This is a genomic window from Actinoplanes sp. NPDC048796 (genome assembly GCF_040650035.1).
Taxonomy (GTDB): domain Bacteria; phylum Actinomycetota; class Actinomycetes; order Mycobacteriales; family Micromonosporaceae; genus Actinoplanes.
In genome coordinates this window covers 239,885-255,978 of sequence record NZ_JBEZGO010000008.1, presented here as the reverse complement: position 1 = coordinate 255,978, position 16,094 = coordinate 239,885, and the positions used below count along the sequence as shown (strand labels likewise).

The following is a 16,094-nucleotide window of genomic DNA, read 5'->3' as shown; positions in this document are numbered from 1 at the left end:
GATGTCGCTGATCCAGGAACTCGGCGCCCGGCTCCGCGCGACCTCGGACGAGCTGCCCACGGGGCAGGTGACCGTGGCGATGGAGAAACTGCGCAGCGCCACCGAGATCCTCATGTGGGTGCGGGAGCAGTCGGTCGACCCGATCGGCGTGCCGCAGCTGTCGAACGCCACCGAGGCGGCCGAGCGGGCCGCCGCCGCGCTGCGCCTCGCCCAGGACGCCATCGCGCAGTACCTCGCCTCGGTGGGTCTCAGCGGCGACGCGAGCGCGCCGCCCGACCGGGACTGGAAGGCCGGCCTCGAACAGCGCGACGAGAGCGCCCCACCGCCCGCGGCCCCCGACCAGGCGGAGCAGTTGGGGCCGTGGTGGCAGGAGCGGGTCACCCAGTTGACCGGCGAGCCGGCTCCCGCGTCGTCTGACAAGTCCGACAAGCCGGACACGGCCGAGCTTCTTCGGCGGGTGGCCAGCGGCGTACGGGCCGGGGACCGCGCCCGGCTCGGGCGCGAGCTGCACGGAGTGAACGCCTCGACCGGGCTCGCGCTGTCCGCCGTCACGCCGCCCGTGCTGCACCGCCTCGCCGGCGACCTGCTCGGCCACGAACCCCGCCCCGAGGACGTGCCGCGGCTGCGCTCGGCCGCCGAGGGCCGCGTCAAATCGCTGCTGCCGGGCACCTCACCGGCCGTGCTCGAGACCCTCATCGCGCGCATCTGCCGGGTACCGGCCGAGGGCGGCCGGCGGCCACCCGGCCACCCGGCCGACAACGCGGTGACCGCCAGCGTGCTGACCGGCGTCCTGCTGGCCCGGCTGGGCCGGGACGCGGGAACGCTCGACCCGTCGGCGCCGGACCCGCTGCGCCGCCCCGCCGAATCCTCCGACTCCTCCGGGAGCCCCACCCGACATGGCTGAGTCGACCGCACAGCAGGTGATGGAGATCCGGGCCGGGCTGTCGCACGCGCTCGGCGCGGCCGCGATCGCCCTCGACCGGGCCCGGGGCGCGCACGCCGCCGCCGTCGAGCGCCGCCGCAAGATCGAGTCGGCGGCCGAGGCGCGCCTGCGCAAGATCGGGGACGCGCGCGACGCCCGGATGGCCGAGATCGACGACCAGCACCGGGCCGACCTCGCGGCGTACGCCGAGGCGGCCGCGGCCGCCGCCGACCGGGCCGCGCCCGGCGCCGCGGGCGACCCGTGGGACGACTGGCAGGCGACCCCGCTCGACCGGGCCGCCGAGCTGCGGGTGGGCCGCCTGCTGCTGCCGCATCCGGAGAAGGTGCCGGCGCTGGTGCCGCTGCTCGACCGCGGTCACGTGGTGGTCCGCGGCGACCGCACCCTCGGCGACGAGGTGGTGGCCGGCCTGCTGCTGCGGGCGCTCGGCACCGCGGCGCCCGGCCAGGTCAAGCTCATCGGCTACGACCCGGAACACCTGGGCGGCGGCCTGGCCCGGTTCGCGCCGCTCGCCCCGGCCGGCGTGCTCACCTTCGTCGGGCCCGGCGGCCTGCCGGCGCTGCTCGACGACCTGACCGCCCACGTCCGCCGGATCAACGAGACCGTGCTGGCCGGCGAATACACGTCGCTGCGCGAACTCAACGCGGCCACCCACCGGCGGCCGGAGCCGTGGCGGGTCGCCGTGCTGCTCGGCGCGGGCGAACTGAGCCGGGCCGAACAGGCGCAGTTGCAGCGGCTGCTGCGCACCGGCGCCGCCTGCGGCGTCCACCTGGTCATTCAGGGCCTGCCGGTGCCGGCCGGCGACGGGATCGAGTTCATCACCGCCGCGAGCGACGATCACGCGCGGATCAGCGGTGCGGGTGCTCTTCCCGTACGGCTGGACGGTGGTCCCCCGCAAGCGGTCGTGGCCGCGACCTGTCGCCGGATCGCCGAGGCCGTCGAGGCCGGGCCGGCCCCCGTGGCGCTGGACAGCCTGCTACCGCGGGAGGAATGGAACCAGAGCGCGGCGACCGGGCTGAGCGCGCCTCTGGGCGACAGCCCGCAGGGTGTGCCGGTGCAGGTGACGCTGGCCGACTACCCGCCGCACGCGCTGATCGCGGGCCCGTCGGGCACCGGCAAGACCAACCTGATCTACGCCTGGATGGGCGCCCTGGCCGCCCGCTACTCCCCCGCCGAGCTCGCCTTCTACCTGCTCGACTTCAAGGAGGGCGTGTCGTTCGCCCGGTTCGCGCCCGGCCGGCGCGACCCGAGCTGGCTGCCGCACGTCCGGCTGGTCGGCGTCAACGTCAACACCGACCGCGAGTTCGGGCTCGCCCTGCTGCGTTTCCTCGGCGAGGAGCTGCGGCGCCGGGCCGACGCGGCCAAACGGTACGAGGTGACCAACCTGGCCGAACTGCGCACCGAGGACCCCGAGGGCAGCTGGCCGCGCATCGTGGCCGTGGTCGACGAGTTCCAGGTGCTGCTCTCCGGGCGCGACGCGGTCGCCGCCGAAGCGGTCGACCTGCTGGAGGACCTGGCCCGGCGCGGGCGCTCCCAGGGCATCCACCTGATCCTGGCCTCGCAGGACGTCAGCGGCATCGAGGCGCTGTGGGGACGGCCGGCCCTGGTCGCCCAGTTCTCGCTGCGCATCGCGCTGCCCCGGGCCCGGCGGATCCTGGCCGAGACGAACACGGCGGCCGAGTCCCTGCCGCGCTACCACGCGGTGGTGAACGCCGACTCGGGCGCGACCGAGGCCAACAAGGTCGTCCGGGTGCCGGCGGCCGGCGACCGTGAACGCTGGAACGCGCTGCAACACCGGCTGTGGCGCCGGCGCCCGCCCGAGCTGGGCCCGCCCCGGCTCTTCGACGGCGACGTGGTGCCACGGCTCGCCGACAGCCCCGACTTCCGCCGGCTCACCCCGGCCGAGTCGGTGGCGGCGCCCATGGTGCTCCTCGGCGAGACCATCGACGTGGCCGCCCGCTCGGCCCGCACCGTGCTGCGCCGCGCCCCCGGCCGCAACCTGGCCGTGCTGGGCACCCGCATGGACGAGGCGTGCGCGGTCCTGGCCACGGCCGGCATGTCGCTGGCGGCCCAGTTCCCGCCCGACGGCGCCCGATTCTCGATCCTCTGCCTCGACCCGGACGCGCGGGCGGCCGCGGCGGCCCTCTGCAACGACCTGCCCGACTGCGGCTGGTACGAGGCCGACAACGCCGACTGGCTGCTGGAGGACGCGGCGAGCGAGGCGTCGGCGTCGTGGCCGGCCGACCGGCCGCACTTCCTGGTCATCTACGCGGCCGACGCGCTGCCGGGCGGCAAGGAGGCGGCCGAGCAGCTGCGCACGATCCTGCGCCAGGGTCCGGAACGCCGCCTGCACGTGCTCGGCTGGTGGCGGGGGGCGGCCCTGCTGCGCGACGCGCTGGGCGGGCAGGCGTCACGCACCGACCCGATCGGCGCGTGGGTGGCCCTGGACGTGCACGGCAGCGAACTCGCCCCGTTCTACCCCGGGGCGGGCGCGCCGGCCTGGTACCCGCGCCCGTGGCGGGCCCTGCACTTCGACCGCTCGGTGCACCGTGGCGCCGAGGTGATCATCCCCTATGGAGCCGGCTCATGACCCAGGGCGGCGGCCTGCAGCCGGCCGACTTCGCGACAGCCGACTACCGCAGCGTCCTGCGCCGGCTGACCACCCTCGACGACGAGGCGGCGACCATGCGCGCCGAGGCGGCCCACTGGCACGACGAACGGGTGGCCGCGGCCGAGGAGGCGATCCACGCGGCCGACGAGGCGGTGCTCGCGGCGTCGCAGGAGGTGGCCCGGGCCCAGCGAGCCCTCGAGGAGGCGGACGCCCGGGCGGCGGGCCTGTGGTCGGAGTACGTCCACAAGGTGGGCCCGGTGGCCGAACGCTACGGCCGCACGGTCCCGACGGCGGCGATCCCGCGCCAGCGCTCCGACCGCGACGCGGACGACTACTTCGACGAGGTGGCCACGAAGGTCAAGTACACGGCCCCGGCCCGCCCGATCACCGGGGGCGTGAAGCTGCTGTTCGGCGTCTTCGGCTTCCTGGGCGGCGTCGTCGGCGTGATCCTGCACCAGGCGCTGCGCGAGAACGGCGGCTCGGCCACCGGCACGTGGAAGGACGCCCTCCCGGTGGTGGCCCTCCTGGTCCTGCTGGCCTGCCCGGTGCTCGCGGTGGTCGCCGCCAAGCGCGTGGCCGACCGCCGAGGCGTAGGCCTCGACACTTCCACGGTCGTCACAGTCCTGATCACCGGCCTGGTGACCGCCGGCATCCTCCTGACCGCCGTCCGAGCGGCCGCGACCTAACCGCTGAACCGCCGCAGCCCCACAAAACCGGCAAGATCTTCGGCGATCCAGCACCGTCAGGCGGCCTTCGACCTGCGCTTCAAGAAGTCCTCGATCTTGGCAGAGCGCACGAAGCCCTCGGGTGGCGCGCCTCCTGGCTCTTGCTCCACGCCTATGTCAGCGGGCCAAGTGGAGGTGCAGGACGGTGCCGCCGCCGGGGGCCTCGTCGATGGTCATGTGGCCGCCGTGGCGTTCGACGATGCGGCGGCAGGTGGACAGGCCTATGCCGTGTCCCTGGCGGGAGGTGGGGTCCACCTGGGCGAACATGTCGAAGACGCGGGCGCGCTGGTCGGATGGGATGCCCTGGCCGTTGTCGGTCACCGTGATGTCCCAGCCGGACGAGGAGGGCGTGCCGGCCACCGACACCCGTGGGGAACGGTCGGGGTGGCGGTACTTGATGGCGTTGTCGATCAGGTTCTGCAGGAGCTGGCGGAGCAGTGTCGGGTCGCCGGTGACCGTGGGCAGCGGGTCCTGGGCGGTCACCGTGGCGCCGCTGGTCTCGATCAGGGTGCGCAGGTCGGTCGTCACGTGGGTCAGCACGTCCGTCAGGTCGACCGGCTCGGCCGTGCTCGGGGCGTGGCCCGCCCGGGCGTACGAAAGCAAGGCCTGAACCAGCTGTTGCATGCGGTCCGTCGCGGCGACCGCGCCGGACATCCACTTCCGCGCCCGGTCGTCCATCACATCGCCGTACGTCTCGAACAGCATCTCCAGGTAGCCCCGGGCGCCGGCCAGGGGACGCACGAGGTCGTGGCTGACCGCGGCCGCGAAACCCTCCAGCTCGTCGTTCGAACGCCGCAGCTCGATGACCAGGTCCTCGATCTGGCGCAGGTTCGCGCGTTCGCGGGTGACGTCGGTCAGGGCGACGACCGCGCCGATCCGCTCGCCGCTGTCGGCGATCATGCTGCGGGCGCTGGCCGTCAACGTCAGGAGAGCATTATCGGCCGTACGCAGGACGAGCTCCTCGTCGTCGACCCTGACATCCTCGCGCAGGGCTCGGAACAGGGGCGCGTTCTCCTGGGGCAACTCGGTCACGCCGTCCGGTTCGAGCAGGTTGATGCGGCCGGCGATCTCGGTCAGGTCGCCGGCGCCGCTCAGGGCGCCACCCCACCGCCGTACGGCCCGGTTGAGAATCGTCAGTTGCCCCTGTTCGTCGGCGGCGGCGATGCCGATGTCCACGGTGTCGACCAGGGTCTCGACGAATTTGCGGCTCCGTTCGGCGTTCACCGCCATCTCCGCCGCGAGACGGCCCTGCCGACGGCGTTCGAAGAGCCCGACCAGCACACCGGCCAGGTCGGTGAGCCGTTCGATCTGACCGGGCGTGAGGTGTCTGACCACGTCGTCGAAGACGCAGAGCGTGCCCAGGGGGTAGCCGCTCGGGGCGATCAGCGGGGCCGAGGCGTAGAAGCGGACGTTCGCCATCCGGCCGTCGACCCACGGGTTGCCGGCGTACAGCGGGTGCTCGCGGGCGTCCGGAACGTACACGAACCGGCCCGTGCGCAGCTGAATGTCGCACATCGAGTCGGAGCGCGCCGAGTCGCCGCCCTCGAAGCCGACGGTGGTGAGCTGACACTGCCGGTTCTCGTCGATCAGGTTGAGAGTCGCGGTCGGCACCTCGGCCACCATCGCGGCGACCCGGACGACGGCTGACAGCTCGTCGTCGGCCGGCGCGTCGAGCAGGCGGTACTCGTGCAGCGCCGCCAGCCGGCGCCGCTCCCTCTCCGATCCGAGGTCGGACATCATCTTCTCCGATCGGCATCCGAGCCGGTTCGCTTAGCAACTCTTGAGAGCGAACAGCACAGCCGGGCAGGATACGGACATGCCGGCACTGGAAGCTGCGACGTACGTTCTGGGCACCGCCATCGCCAAGACCGCGTGCGGGCTCTGGGCCGGCGAGAACAAACTGGTCAACGAGATCGGCAACAGCGCCGTGGACCGGGTCGCGGCCGTCCTGACCGGCGGACGGCAGCAGCGGCAGTTCGCCCGGCTCTGGGAGGAGGCGGCCGAGGCGGTCTCCGATCGCCTGGAAACCTGGATCACGACCGAGTTCCGGGCCGTCGAGCCGCACGAACGGGAGGCCGCGGTCCTGGCCGTTCAGGCGACGTTCGAGCAGGCGGCGCTGACGGAGGCAGACCTGTTCAAGAGCGACCTCGACGCCGGATACCTCGGCCGGTACCTGCGGTCACAGTCGCCCCTGGAGAGGGCCGGGCTCTCCGAGGACGGAACCCGGTTGTACGACCTGCTGCTGCGCGAGTCGGCCGCGTACACCATCGAAATAGCCCGGACCCTGCCGACGGCCAGCGTGAACGCGCTCACCGAGCTCCTGGCCCGCAACCGCCAGATCATCACCGACCTGGAGACGGTGCTCGACCGCCTGCCCCGCCTGCGGATCGGCGCCGACTTCGAACGCGACTACCGTCAGCTGGTCGCCAACCTGCTGGACCGGATCGAGCTGTTCGGCGCCACGGTCTCCGATTCGAGCCGGGCCTACCCGCTGTCGGTGGCCTACCTGAGCTTGCGCGCGAGCCAGGCCACCGGAAGCGACCGCCTGGCGAGCGTGGAGGAGCTGGTCGGCGCCAACGACCGCATCTTCATCAGGGGCCAGGCCGGCCTGGGAAAGACGACGCTGCTGCAGTGGATCGCCGTCAACAGCGCCCGCCGTACCTTCCCGGACCACCTGAACAGCTGGAACACGACAATCCCGTTCTTCGTCCCGCTGCGGCGCTTCGCGACCACCGAGCTTCCCGCACCCGGCGACTTCGTCAACGAGGTGGGCCGCCACATCGCCGACGAGATGCCGCCCGGCTGGGTCCAGGAGCAGTTGCGCTCGGGCCGCGGCGTCGTCCTGGTGGACGGCATCGACGAGCTGCCGGACGACCGCCGGCCCCAGGCACGCCGGTGGATCTCGGAACTGATCGCCGCCTTCCCGCGGGCGAGATACGTGGTCACTTCCCGGCCCGGAGCGGTGCCCGCGGAATGGCTCGGCGGCGACGATTTCCGGGTCGTCGAGTTGGCGCCCATGGACCGCCAGTCCGTCACTGTGTTCGTGGAGCGGTGGCACATGGCGATGCTCGAACAAGCCCGCACGCACGGGCAGCGGGAATCGATCGCCGACTACCAGCGGCGGCTTCTCCAAGCGATCGACCGCAACCGGCATCTGCGGCAGATCGTCGCCTACCCGCTGTTGTGCGCGTTGACGTGCGCGCTGCACAAGGACCGCCACGGCCAGCTGCCGAGCAGCCGGATGGAACTGTACGAGGTGGCCCTGCACATGCTCCTCGAACGCCGCGACGAGGAGCGGGAGATCAAGGCGGTGAACACCCTCGGCCGTACGCAGAAGATGCTGCTCCTTCAAGATCTCGCCTACTGGCTGATGCGCAACGGACAGTCGGACGCGGCCAAGGCGGAGGCGCTGGAGCGGATAGCGGTCAAGCTCGGACGCATGCCGCGGGTAGCTCTCGACGAGAACGAGACCTACCGGGTCCTGTTGGAGAGAAGCGGCCTGATCCGCGAGCCGACCCATGACCGGATGGACTTCATTCACCGGACTTTCCAGGAATACCTCGCTGCCAAGGAGGCCGTGGAGGAGGGCGACCTGGGACTGCTTGTCCTGCACGCCGATCAAGATCAGTGGCACGAGACGATCGTCATGGCCGCTGGGCACACCAAGGCGCGGGGCAGCAGAACCCTTATCGAAGGCCTGCTCGGTAAAGCTGCCGAGTCGGCCGACACCAACAGCCGCACCATCATGCGACTTCTTGCCCTCGCCTGCCTGGAGACGTCAGCCGAGTGCCCCGAACCCACGCAAGCGGCGGTTCTGGAGCTGACCAGAAAACTTCTGCCGCCCGAGAACTCGGTCTACGCCGACATGCTGGCCCGGGCCGGCTCGTTGTCGCTCGATCTACTGATGAATTCCAGCCCGCAGACCGAGGAGGAAATATCGCTGACGATCCGGGCCATCGGCAAGATCGGTGACCCGGCGGCTATCGGATTCCTGGCGCAGTACTCGGGAAGCACATCGCAGCTGGTGCGCAATGCCCTCGTCGAGGCGTGGGTGTTCTTCGAACCGGAGGTTTACGCGATTCGGGTGCTCGGCGACGTCTCGTTCGGCACATCGGAAAAGGTGAACATCACGGATCAAAAATTGCTGCAATTCCTGCCTTTGGTCAAGAATGCCCGCTCGATCAGAGTGCATGAAACAACCGACTCGCAACCTGTCGATCTTTCCTTCGCGCGCCGGAATCCGGAAATCAGAGAGATTCAGGTTGAGTCCTGCTATGACCTCTCACCCCTGACGAACAGCAATCTTCACGCGCTGTCGATATGGCATCAAGGCGACCTCGAACTGGACCTTCAGCCGCTGGCGACGGTATCGAACCTCACCTCCCTGCTGCTGGAGGGCAACAACCTGCGGAACATAGAGGCACTCCGGGGACTTCACCATCTTCATTTCATCGGCGGCTCGGCGGCACTGCTCGCCAAGGCCGCGCAGATGCCATCTCTGCGCACGATAACCCGGATCATGGTCTCGAAAATCACCCACCGAGACTCCATCAAGTTCCTCGAAGAATGGTCGGATTCGGCTATCAGCGTCATGCTCAGTGGCGAGTGCCCGACCGACCTCACGCCACTGACCGCATTGACGCGCCTTTCCAAATTCATTCTTCATAGCCGAACCATGGTCGACCCCACCCCGATCGGCCGGCTCAACGCACTCAACGAATTCCAAATAATGGGCGATCCGCAGACCATCAACGCGGTACTTCCGCATGTGGTGGGCCATGAGTTCCTTAACACGATTCGTATTTTGTCGTATGATGAGGGCACTATTGATATGTCCCTTCTGGCCGGGACGAAGGCATCGACGATCACGCTGAATCTCGGCGGCCGGATCGATCTCGAGGGCGCCGACAAGGTTCCCGGGTTGTTGGTCGTAGGCGGTCGCCGCCAGCCATGAAGTCATCCGAAGGCTTTGGAGAGAGTGATGACGGCTGGGCCGACGACGACGATGAAGATGGCGGGGAACATGCAGAACATGACGGGGAACAGGAGCTTCACCGGGACCTTCTGGGCCATCTCCTCGGCGCGCTGGCGGCGGCGCATGCGCTGATCCGCCGCGTGTTCGCGGAGGATGCCGGCTACCGAGATGCCTAGTTCGCCGGCCTGGATCAAGGCGGTCATCAAGCGCTTGAGGTCTCGGACCGTGGTTCGGGAGGCCAGGGAGCGCAAGGCCTCCGTTCTCGCGACGCCCAGGCGCATCTCCTGCAGGACGCGGTTCAGCTCGTCGGACATCGGGCCCTTCGTCGCGCCGGCCACCTGGTCCATCGCCGAGTCCAGGCCCAGGCCGGCCTCGACGCCGATGACCATCGCGTCCATCACGTCCGGCAGGGAGTAGAGGATCTTCTCCTGGCGTTTGACGCCGGCGTTGTAGACCAGCAGTTGCGGCATCAGGAAACCCGCTACCAGGCCGGCCGGGATGCCGAGCAGCACCGCGTCGGTGTCCTTGGTCCAGCCGTACGCGAAGAAGGCGCCCACACCCGCGCCGACCACCGCGCCGAACGGGCGGGCCCGCATCACCCTCGCCAAGGGCCAGGCCGGCGGGTTTCCCGCGTAGTCGAGCAGGCGGCTCAGCCGGTCGCGGCCGGCGGCCGGGGTGAGTAGTTCCGCCACCCGGTCCAGGCCCGCGATGACCAGGGAACGCAGGCGCCGCTGGACGGCGCTGCCGGTGTCCCGGCGCATCTCCGGGCCGGTGCCGAAGGCCGCCAGCGCCCGAAGGATCCGTTCGAAGCGGGGTGGCGGCAGCAGGACCGCCACCGCGGCCAGCACGAACGCGAGCACGACGCCCGCCACAGCCGCGCCCAGCACGATGTTGGCCACGGCTTACGCCTTCACCTGGACCACGATGCGCAGCCAGATCGCGCCGATCGTCAGCGCGACCACGCCGACGGCCAGCATCGCCCAGCCGAGCGGCTCGGTGAACAGGGGCTCCAGGTAGGCCGGGTTGGTCAGGTAGAGGATCAGGCCGGTGGCGATCGGCATGGCCGTCAGCACGTAGGCCGACATGCGGCCCTCGCCGGACAGGGCCCGTACGTGCCGGCGCAGGTAGGAACGTTCGCGCATGGTGTCGGCGGTGGTCTGCATGACGTCGACCAGGCTGCCGCCGACCTCCCGTTGCAGGCGCAACGCCATGACCAGCCACAGCATCTCGTCGCTGCGGGTGCGTTCGCCGATGCGTTCCAGGGCGTCCTCGAAGCTGCCGCTGATCCGGGTCTCGGACAGGGCGCGGCGCAACTCGGCCGCCACCGGGCCCTCGTCGTCGCGGACCGCCGCCTCGACCGACTGATGCATGGTGAAACCCGAGCGCAGCGAGCTGATCATCAGTTGCAGGGCGCCGGGCAGTTCGTCGGCGAACGCCTGCTCGCGGCGCCGGATCCTCGTGCGGAGCAGCATGTTCGTGCCGAAGAATCCGATCAGCAGGCCGAGCGGCAGGGCCGCGGAGAAGGGCAGGATCAGCTTCAGCAGTACGACGGTGGCCAGGCAGGCGTACAGGCGGACGGCCAGCCATTCGGTGGGGCGCGTCGTCGCGCCGAGCCGGTCGAGCAGGGGGGCGCTGCGTTCGGCCAGGTCGCTGAGCAGTTCGGACCGGTCCACCTTCCGGCCGGAGGCGTGCACCAACCGCCGCCACCACACCTCTTTCTCCACCTCGCGCCGCACGGTGAAGTGCTGCAGGGAGGCGAGGCGGCGCTGGATGGGGGTCCGGCCGAAGGTCGCGGCCAGCACGGCGTACGCCAGCAGGAAGGTGGCCGCCGAGGCGGCGCCCACCGCGATGACGAAGGCCGGGATCACCGCGGGCGGCCCGAGAACATGGCCGGGGGCAGCGTCACCCCGTACCGGGAGATCACCTCGGCGAACTGAGGGCGGATGCCGGTCGAGCGGAGCCCGCCGGCGGCGCCCGGTGTGTCGGCGCCGGCCGTGGGGTCGTACAGGAAGAGGTCCTGAAGGGTGATGACCTCGGACTCCATGCCGACCACCTCGGTGATGTGGCTGATCTTGCGGGTGCCGTCCTTGAAGCGGCCGACCTGCAGGATCAGGTCGACGGCGGAGACGATCTGGTCGCGGATGGCCCGGCTGGGCAGGTCGAGGCCGGCCATCAGCACCATCGTCTCGAGCCGGGACAGGGCGTCGCGCGGGGTGTTGGCGTGCAGCGTGGTCAGGGAGCCGTCGTGGCCGGTGTTCATCGCCTGGAGCATGTCGAGGGCGGCGGCGTCGCGGACCTCGCCGACGACGATCCGGTCGGGGCGCATCCGCAGCGCGTTGCGGACCAGGTCGCGGGTGGTGACCACGCCCCGGCCCTCGGAATTGGGCGGGCGGGTCTCGAGGCGTACCACGTGTTCCTGGTCGAGCTGCAGCTCGGCGGCGTCCTCGATGGTCACCACCCGCTCGTCGGCCGGGATGAACCCGGACAGGATGTTGAGGATGGTCGTCTTGCCGGAGCCGGTGCCGCCGCTGACCAGGATGTTGCGGCGGCCGCGGACGCAGACGTCGAGGAATTCGGCGGCGGGCCGGGTCAGGGTGCCGTACGACAGCAGGTCGCCCACGGTCAGCGGAACCGCCGAGAACTTCCGGATGGTCAGCGAGGAGCCGTCGATGGCGATCGGCGGGACGATCGCGTTGACCCGGCTGCCGTCGGGCAGGCGGGCGTCGACCATGGGGCTCGCCTCGTCGACCCGGCGGCCGACCCGCGAGCAGATCCGGTCGATGACGCGGCGCAGGTGGGCCTCGTCGTCGAACTCGGCGCCGACCCGTTCGATGCGGCCGAAACGCTCCACGTAGACCGACTGGGGGCCGTTCACCATCACCTCGGTGATCGACTGGTCGCGCAGCAACGACTCGATCGGCCCGTGACCCAGCACCTCGTCGACGACCTCGTTGACGATCCGCGCCCGGTCGGCACCGGACAGCGGGGTCTCCTCGCGGGCCAGCAGGTCGTTGAGCGCCTCGCGGACCCGGCCGTCAAGCTCCTCGGTACTGTCGCCCCGGCCGGCCGCGTACAGCGACGGGCCCAGCTCGTCGGCGAGTTTGCGCTGGATGCGCTGCCGTACTTCGTACACCTGGTCGTTGACCGGGCGGCCCGGGCGGTGCCGTTCCTCGGCGGCCGGGGTGGGTGACTTGTCGGCCGGCGTGTTGCCGCCGATGCGGGACGACAGGCTCATGCCCGGCCCCGGCGGGACAGGAACCGGCGGCGGCGCACGGGGGCGGCCTCGACCCCGGCGCAACGGTCGGCCAGGGAGCGGATCGCGCGGCTCACCGGATGCATCGGGTCGGTCTGGCACAGCGGCTCGCCCGCGTTCACCGAGACGGTCACGTCACGGCTCGACGGCACCTGCACGGTGAACGGCATGCCGACCGCCAGCTCGACCTCGGCCGGGCTCAGGCCGACCTGGGTGTTGGCCCGGTTGAAGACCAGAAGCCGCTTGTCCTGGGCGTAGTCCAGCAGATCGAACATCTCGACGGTGAGCCGTACCGATTTCAGGGTGGGCAGGTCGGGCGTCACGATCGGCACGTACCAGTCGGTCATGTCGAGCGCGGCCAGCACCTGGTCGGTGACCACGGCCGGGGTGTCGACCACGATGAAGTCGTAGACGGGCCGGGCCGCGTCCAGCATCTCGACGACGAACTCGCGGCTCACCTTCTCCCCCTCGGCCGGGCTGGGCGGGGCGAGCAGGGTGTCCAGGCCGGGCCGGTACGGTGTGACGATCGAGCGCAGGCCCGGCTCGTCGAGCCGGCCCGCCATGGTCACCCCGCCGGCTATGTTCCGCTCCGGCGACAGCTTCAGCATGATGGCGATGTCGCCGAACTGCAGGTCGAGGTCGATCAGCAGGACCCGGCGGCCGCCGCCGGCCAGGGCCACGGCCAGGTTGGTGGCCAGCATGCTGCGCCCATTTCCGCCCTTGCCGGAGAAGAGCGTGACGACCCGGGCGTACGGGGCCACGTCGGCCGACGTGCGCAGCGTGGTGCTCAGCGCCTTCGACAGGTCGATCGACCGGATCGTGGCGTCGCGCAGTCCCTGCTCGTCGTCCTCGGCCACGATCTCGCGCACGCCGGACTGGAGGCACCGCAGCACCACGCCCGGCTCCACCACCTTGCGGATCAGCACGACGCCGATGAGCGGGCGCTGGAGCCGCTGGTAGGCGGCGACCATCAGCGACTCCTCGAGCTCGACGGTGGCGCCCAGGATGATCAGGATGGTCTCGGGGTAGCGCCGCAGGTGCGCCTCGAGCTCGTCCATGCCGTCGAGCATGGTGCAGCCGACCTCGCGGAAGGCCGGTCCGATCTGCGAGCGCCGCGCGTCGTCGGGTTCGACGTAGACGTAGAGGCTCACGGGAACAACCCGGAGATGTCGACGCCGGGGCCGGGCACGGCGGTCGCCTCCGGTCCCAGCATGGCCAGGTAGAGCAGGCCGGTACGGGCGGCGTGCACCAGCCGCTGGGCGTCCGGCGAGTCGACGGCCAGCGTGACCACGTACCGCACGTAGCTGGACGGGGTGGTACCGGAGGTGGTCGCCGAGGCGGAGGGCGACGGCGTCGGCTTGGGGGTGACGTCGGGGGCCTGGGCCTCACCGATCGAGATGACCACGGCCCGCGGCAGCAGCAGCCGGGTGGTCTGCTCCTCGGCGTTCTGGGCGGTGGCCGGGAAGGTGCCGTAGACGGCGACCCGGTCCCCCGCGACCAGGTTGCCGGCGACCTGGGTGGGCACGCTGAGCTGAACGGTGACCGCGAGCATGCCCGTGGGCACCGCGAAGCCCCGGCTGGGCGCGGAGGCGGAGGGGCCGGCCGCCTGGAAGAGCGGGCGCATCAGCAGCTGCATGCGTTCGGCGGTGGCCGACAGGGTCAGCCGGTCGAGGTCGCTGGTCCAGCTGGTCAGGGTCCCCTCGGGCACGGTCCGCGCGGGCATCAGGACCCGCTCGGCCAGGCCCTTGGCGCGGATGTCGGCTCCCCTGGTCCCGGCCGGGATGCGCTGCTTGGCCACCAGCACCCACACCCCCTTCACGCCGTTGAGCGCCCGGCGGTCGGCGGAGTGGGCGTAGGCCAGGACCGCCACCCCACTGATACCGGCCAGCAGCAGCGCCGCGAGCAGGATCAGGACACGCCGTCGCATGTCCTAACGATCTCAGGTAAAGGTCAGCCCGTACGGCCAATCACCTGGACTCCATAGTCCGGTGAGGTGCCGAAGCTGGTCGGAATGCTCTGCGTGATCACTGACTTGGTGAAGTAGCCGTAGATGCACAGCGAGGTGCCGCAGATCAGCGACTCCAGCGAGTTCAGTCCGGTGTCGACGAGCGACGACAGGGTGCCGGCCAGGCCGCCGATCAGGCCCTTGAACCCGGTGATCACGAACGGCGCGAAGCCGACGATGTGGAAGGCGGCCGGCAGCAGGTTGAGGGCGCCGATCATCCGGTCGAAGATCGGCACGAGGACGGCCTGGCCGCTCTGCACGAGAGTCTTCATCGTGGTGGTGCACTTGGTCGCGCCGGCCAGGTCGAGCAGCCCGGTGTACATCCACAGGTCGGTCGCCGCGCTGGGGGCGATGGTGGTGCGGCAGTTCGCGTCGGCCGACGGCGTCAGCCAGGCGTAGCCGCTCGGGTTGCCGGCCAGCGTGTCGGCCAGGGTGTTCTTGCAGACCGACAGGATGCCGTTGTTGATCGGGACCGCGTTGTTGCGCGGCGCCTCCAGGCCCAGCAGCGGGAACAGCCCGGTCCCGCCGAGCAGCGGGTCGAGGACCGGCAGCTGGAAGAACTTCGCGCCGTTCTGGGTGATCCGTTCCCAGTCGCATTTGGAGATGGTCAGCGCCAGCACGTTCGCCGAGGCGGGCACGCCCCAGGCCACCCGGGCGCAGGCGCCCACCTTCTTACCGGTGTAGGAGCCGCCCACCAGCGTCTGCGCGAGCCGGGGCGGCACCAGCGTGGAGCTGTTCGGGTTGCGGGTCGAGGTTCGCACCTCCACCTGGTGGTGGACCCCCGTCGTGACCGGCTGCGGGCGGCAGGTCGTGGTGGTGTTCCAGGTGGCCGGGCAGTTGGTGTTGTCGAGGCAGATCTGCGCGTCCGCGTACCCGTCCTTGGCGTTCTTGACGGCGTACGCCCCGGCGTTGACGGTCTGCGCCGTGACCGTGCAGTCGTCCTTCTTCAGCACGCAGGCCTGCGCGACCTTCCACGAGGCGGCGTCGGCGCCGCTCTGCAACTGCTCGCGCTCGGCGTAGAGCAGGCCGATGTCGATGACGATCGCGCCCATGCCCAGCAGGATGCCCATGCTGAGGAACAGGGCCACGACGACCGCGATGGCGCCCTGGTCGCCGGGCTCGCCGTCGCGCGAGGCGCGCGGGATGAGCGAGGTCAGCCCATGCACGACATGACCCCGATAGCCTTGATGACCGGGGTGCCCGGGTTCTGGCTCGCGCCGCCGAACATCACCATCAGCTTGAACAGCGGGGTGACCGGGGCGAAGGTCCGCTGCACGGTGACCGACGAGTCGACGGTGCCGGTGCCGCAGACGGCCGGGCCGGTGGGATAGGTCAGCGCGACGCCGGCGCCCACGATGCCCTGCACCTTGGCCTTGACCTCGGTGACCGAGCCGTTGAGCGCCCCCAGCCGGGCGCCCTCGCGAGCGGCCTCGGTGAGCTGGATGTACTGCTGGAGGTAGCGCCCCATGTCGATGATCCCGAACAGGATCAGCAGGAGCAGCGGCAGGACGATCGCGAACTCGATCGCCGCGACACCGCGATCGCCGCGGGCGGGCCCCCGGCCCGGCCCGCGGCGGAAGCTTCC

General features: G+C 70.9%; 12 protein-coding genes. 4 read left to right on the top strand and 8 right to left on the bottom strand.

From position 1 onward, the window contains the following. Nucleotide 1: 1 nt before the first annotated feature. From AB0C26_RS30415 to AB0C26_RS30405, 3 genes are read left to right on the top strand one after another with little or no spacing between them, the layout of a single operon-like run. Nucleotides 2-904 (top strand): hypothetical protein, encoded by a 903-nt coding sequence (locus AB0C26_RS30415; RefSeq protein ID WP_360254454.1) that lies wholly within the window; start codon nucleotides 2-4, stop codon nucleotides 902-904. Then, nucleotides 897-3,530: an FtsK/SpoIIIE domain-containing protein gene (locus AB0C26_RS30410; RefSeq protein WP_360254452.1), complete on the top strand. Its 2,634-nt coding sequence runs from the start codon at nucleotides 897-899 to the stop codon at nucleotides 3,528-3,530. The genes AB0C26_RS30415 and AB0C26_RS30410 overlap by 8 nt, the downstream gene beginning before the upstream one ends. Then, the gene (locus tag AB0C26_RS30405; protein ID WP_360254450.1) at nucleotides 3,527-4,237 is read left to right on the top strand and encodes a hypothetical protein; all 711 of its coding nucleotides are present in this window, start codon (nucleotides 3,527-3,529) and stop codon (nucleotides 4,235-4,237) included. Before AB0C26_RS30410 ends, AB0C26_RS30405 begins: the two co-directional genes overlap by 4 nt. 156 nt (nucleotides 4,238-4,393) lie before the next feature. On the opposite strand, the gene AB0C26_RS30400 is transcribed toward AB0C26_RS30405, so the two are convergent. After that, nucleotides 4,394-6,013: an ATP-binding protein gene (locus AB0C26_RS30400; protein ID WP_360254448.1), complete on the bottom strand. Its 1,620-nt coding sequence runs from the start codon at nucleotides 6,011-6,013 to the stop codon at nucleotides 4,394-4,396. A gap of 79 nt (nucleotides 6,014-6,092) precedes the next feature. On the opposite strand from AB0C26_RS30400, the gene AB0C26_RS30395 reads away from it, so the two are divergent. Beyond that, entirely contained in the window at nucleotides 6,093-9,230 is a 3,138-nt protein-coding gene (locus AB0C26_RS30395) for an NACHT domain-containing protein (protein ID WP_360254446.1), read from the top strand. Nucleotides 9,231-9,232: 2 nt separating this feature from the next. Here AB0C26_RS30395 and AB0C26_RS30390 read toward each other — a convergent pair whose 3' ends face one another. The 7 genes from AB0C26_RS30390 to AB0C26_RS30360 are packed head-to-tail and all read right to left on the bottom strand — an operon-like array spanning nucleotide 9,233 to nucleotide 16,034. Continuing rightward, the gene (locus AB0C26_RS30390) at nucleotides 9,233-10,150 is read right to left on the bottom strand and encodes a type II secretion system F family protein (RefSeq protein ID WP_360254444.1); all 918 of its coding nucleotides are present in this window, start codon (nucleotides 10,148-10,150) and stop codon (nucleotides 9,233-9,235) included. A gap of 3 nt (nucleotides 10,151-10,153) precedes the next feature. Further along, nucleotides 10,154-11,119: a type II secretion system F family protein gene (locus tag AB0C26_RS30385; protein WP_360254442.1), complete on the bottom strand. Its 966-nt coding sequence runs from the start codon at nucleotides 11,117-11,119 to the stop codon at nucleotides 10,154-10,156. After that, complete coding sequence (locus AB0C26_RS30380; RefSeq protein WP_360254440.1) at nucleotides 11,116-12,486, bottom strand: CpaF family protein; 1,371 nt, start codon at nucleotides 12,484-12,486, stop codon at nucleotides 11,116-11,118. The genes AB0C26_RS30385 and AB0C26_RS30380 overlap by 4 nt, the downstream gene beginning before the upstream one ends. Then, nucleotides 12,483-13,655, bottom strand: a complete 1,173-nt coding sequence (locus AB0C26_RS30375) for a P-loop NTPase (protein WP_360254438.1) — start codon at nucleotides 13,653-13,655, stop codon at nucleotides 12,483-12,485. Before AB0C26_RS30375 ends, AB0C26_RS30380 begins: the two co-directional genes overlap by 4 nt. After that, the gene (locus AB0C26_RS30370) at nucleotides 13,652-14,431 is read right to left on the bottom strand and encodes an RcpC/CpaB family pilus assembly protein (protein WP_360254436.1); all 780 of its coding nucleotides are present in this window, start codon (nucleotides 14,429-14,431) and stop codon (nucleotides 13,652-13,654) included. Before AB0C26_RS30370 ends, AB0C26_RS30375 begins: the two co-directional genes overlap by 4 nt. A gap of 23 nt (nucleotides 14,432-14,454) precedes the next feature. After that, nucleotides 14,455-15,675, bottom strand: coding sequence for a pilus assembly protein TadG-related protein (locus AB0C26_RS30365; RefSeq protein WP_360254434.1), 1,221 nt, complete (start codon nucleotides 15,673-15,675; stop codon nucleotides 14,455-14,457). Beyond that, nucleotides 15,663-16,034 (bottom strand): TadE/TadG family type IV pilus assembly protein, encoded by a 372-nt coding sequence (locus AB0C26_RS30360; RefSeq protein ID WP_360254786.1) that lies wholly within the window; start codon nucleotides 16,032-16,034, stop codon nucleotides 15,663-15,665. Before AB0C26_RS30360 ends, AB0C26_RS30365 begins: the two co-directional genes overlap by 13 nt. Nucleotides 16,035-16,094 lie beyond the last annotated feature (60 nt).

Excerpts from the sequence above, each read along its gene's own strand:
- AB0C26_RS30415 (WP_360254454.1), top strand. The coding sequence starts at position 2 with ATGTCGCTGATCCAGGAACTCGGCGCCCGGCTCCGCGCGACCTCGGAC.
- AB0C26_RS30410 (WP_360254452.1), top strand. The coding sequence starts at position 897 with ATGGCTGAGTCGACCGCACAGCAGGTGATGGAGATCCGGGCCGGGCTG.
- AB0C26_RS30405 (WP_360254450.1), top strand. The coding sequence starts at position 3,527 with ATGACCCAGGGCGGCGGCCTGCAGCCGGCCGACTTCGCGACAGCCGAC.
- AB0C26_RS30400 (WP_360254448.1), bottom strand. The coding sequence starts at position 6,013 with ATGTCCGACCTCGGATCGGAGAGGGAGCGGCGCCGGCTGGCGGCGCTG.
- AB0C26_RS30395 (WP_360254446.1), top strand. The coding sequence starts at position 6,093 with ATGCCGGCACTGGAAGCTGCGACGTACGTTCTGGGCACCGCCATCGCC.
- AB0C26_RS30380 (WP_360254440.1), bottom strand. The coding sequence starts at position 12,486 with ATGAGCCTGTCGTCCCGCATCGGCGGCAACACGCCGGCCGACAAGTCA.
- AB0C26_RS30370 (WP_360254436.1), bottom strand. The coding sequence starts at position 14,431 with ATGCGACGGCGTGTCCTGATCCTGCTCGCGGCGCTGCTGCTGGCCGGT.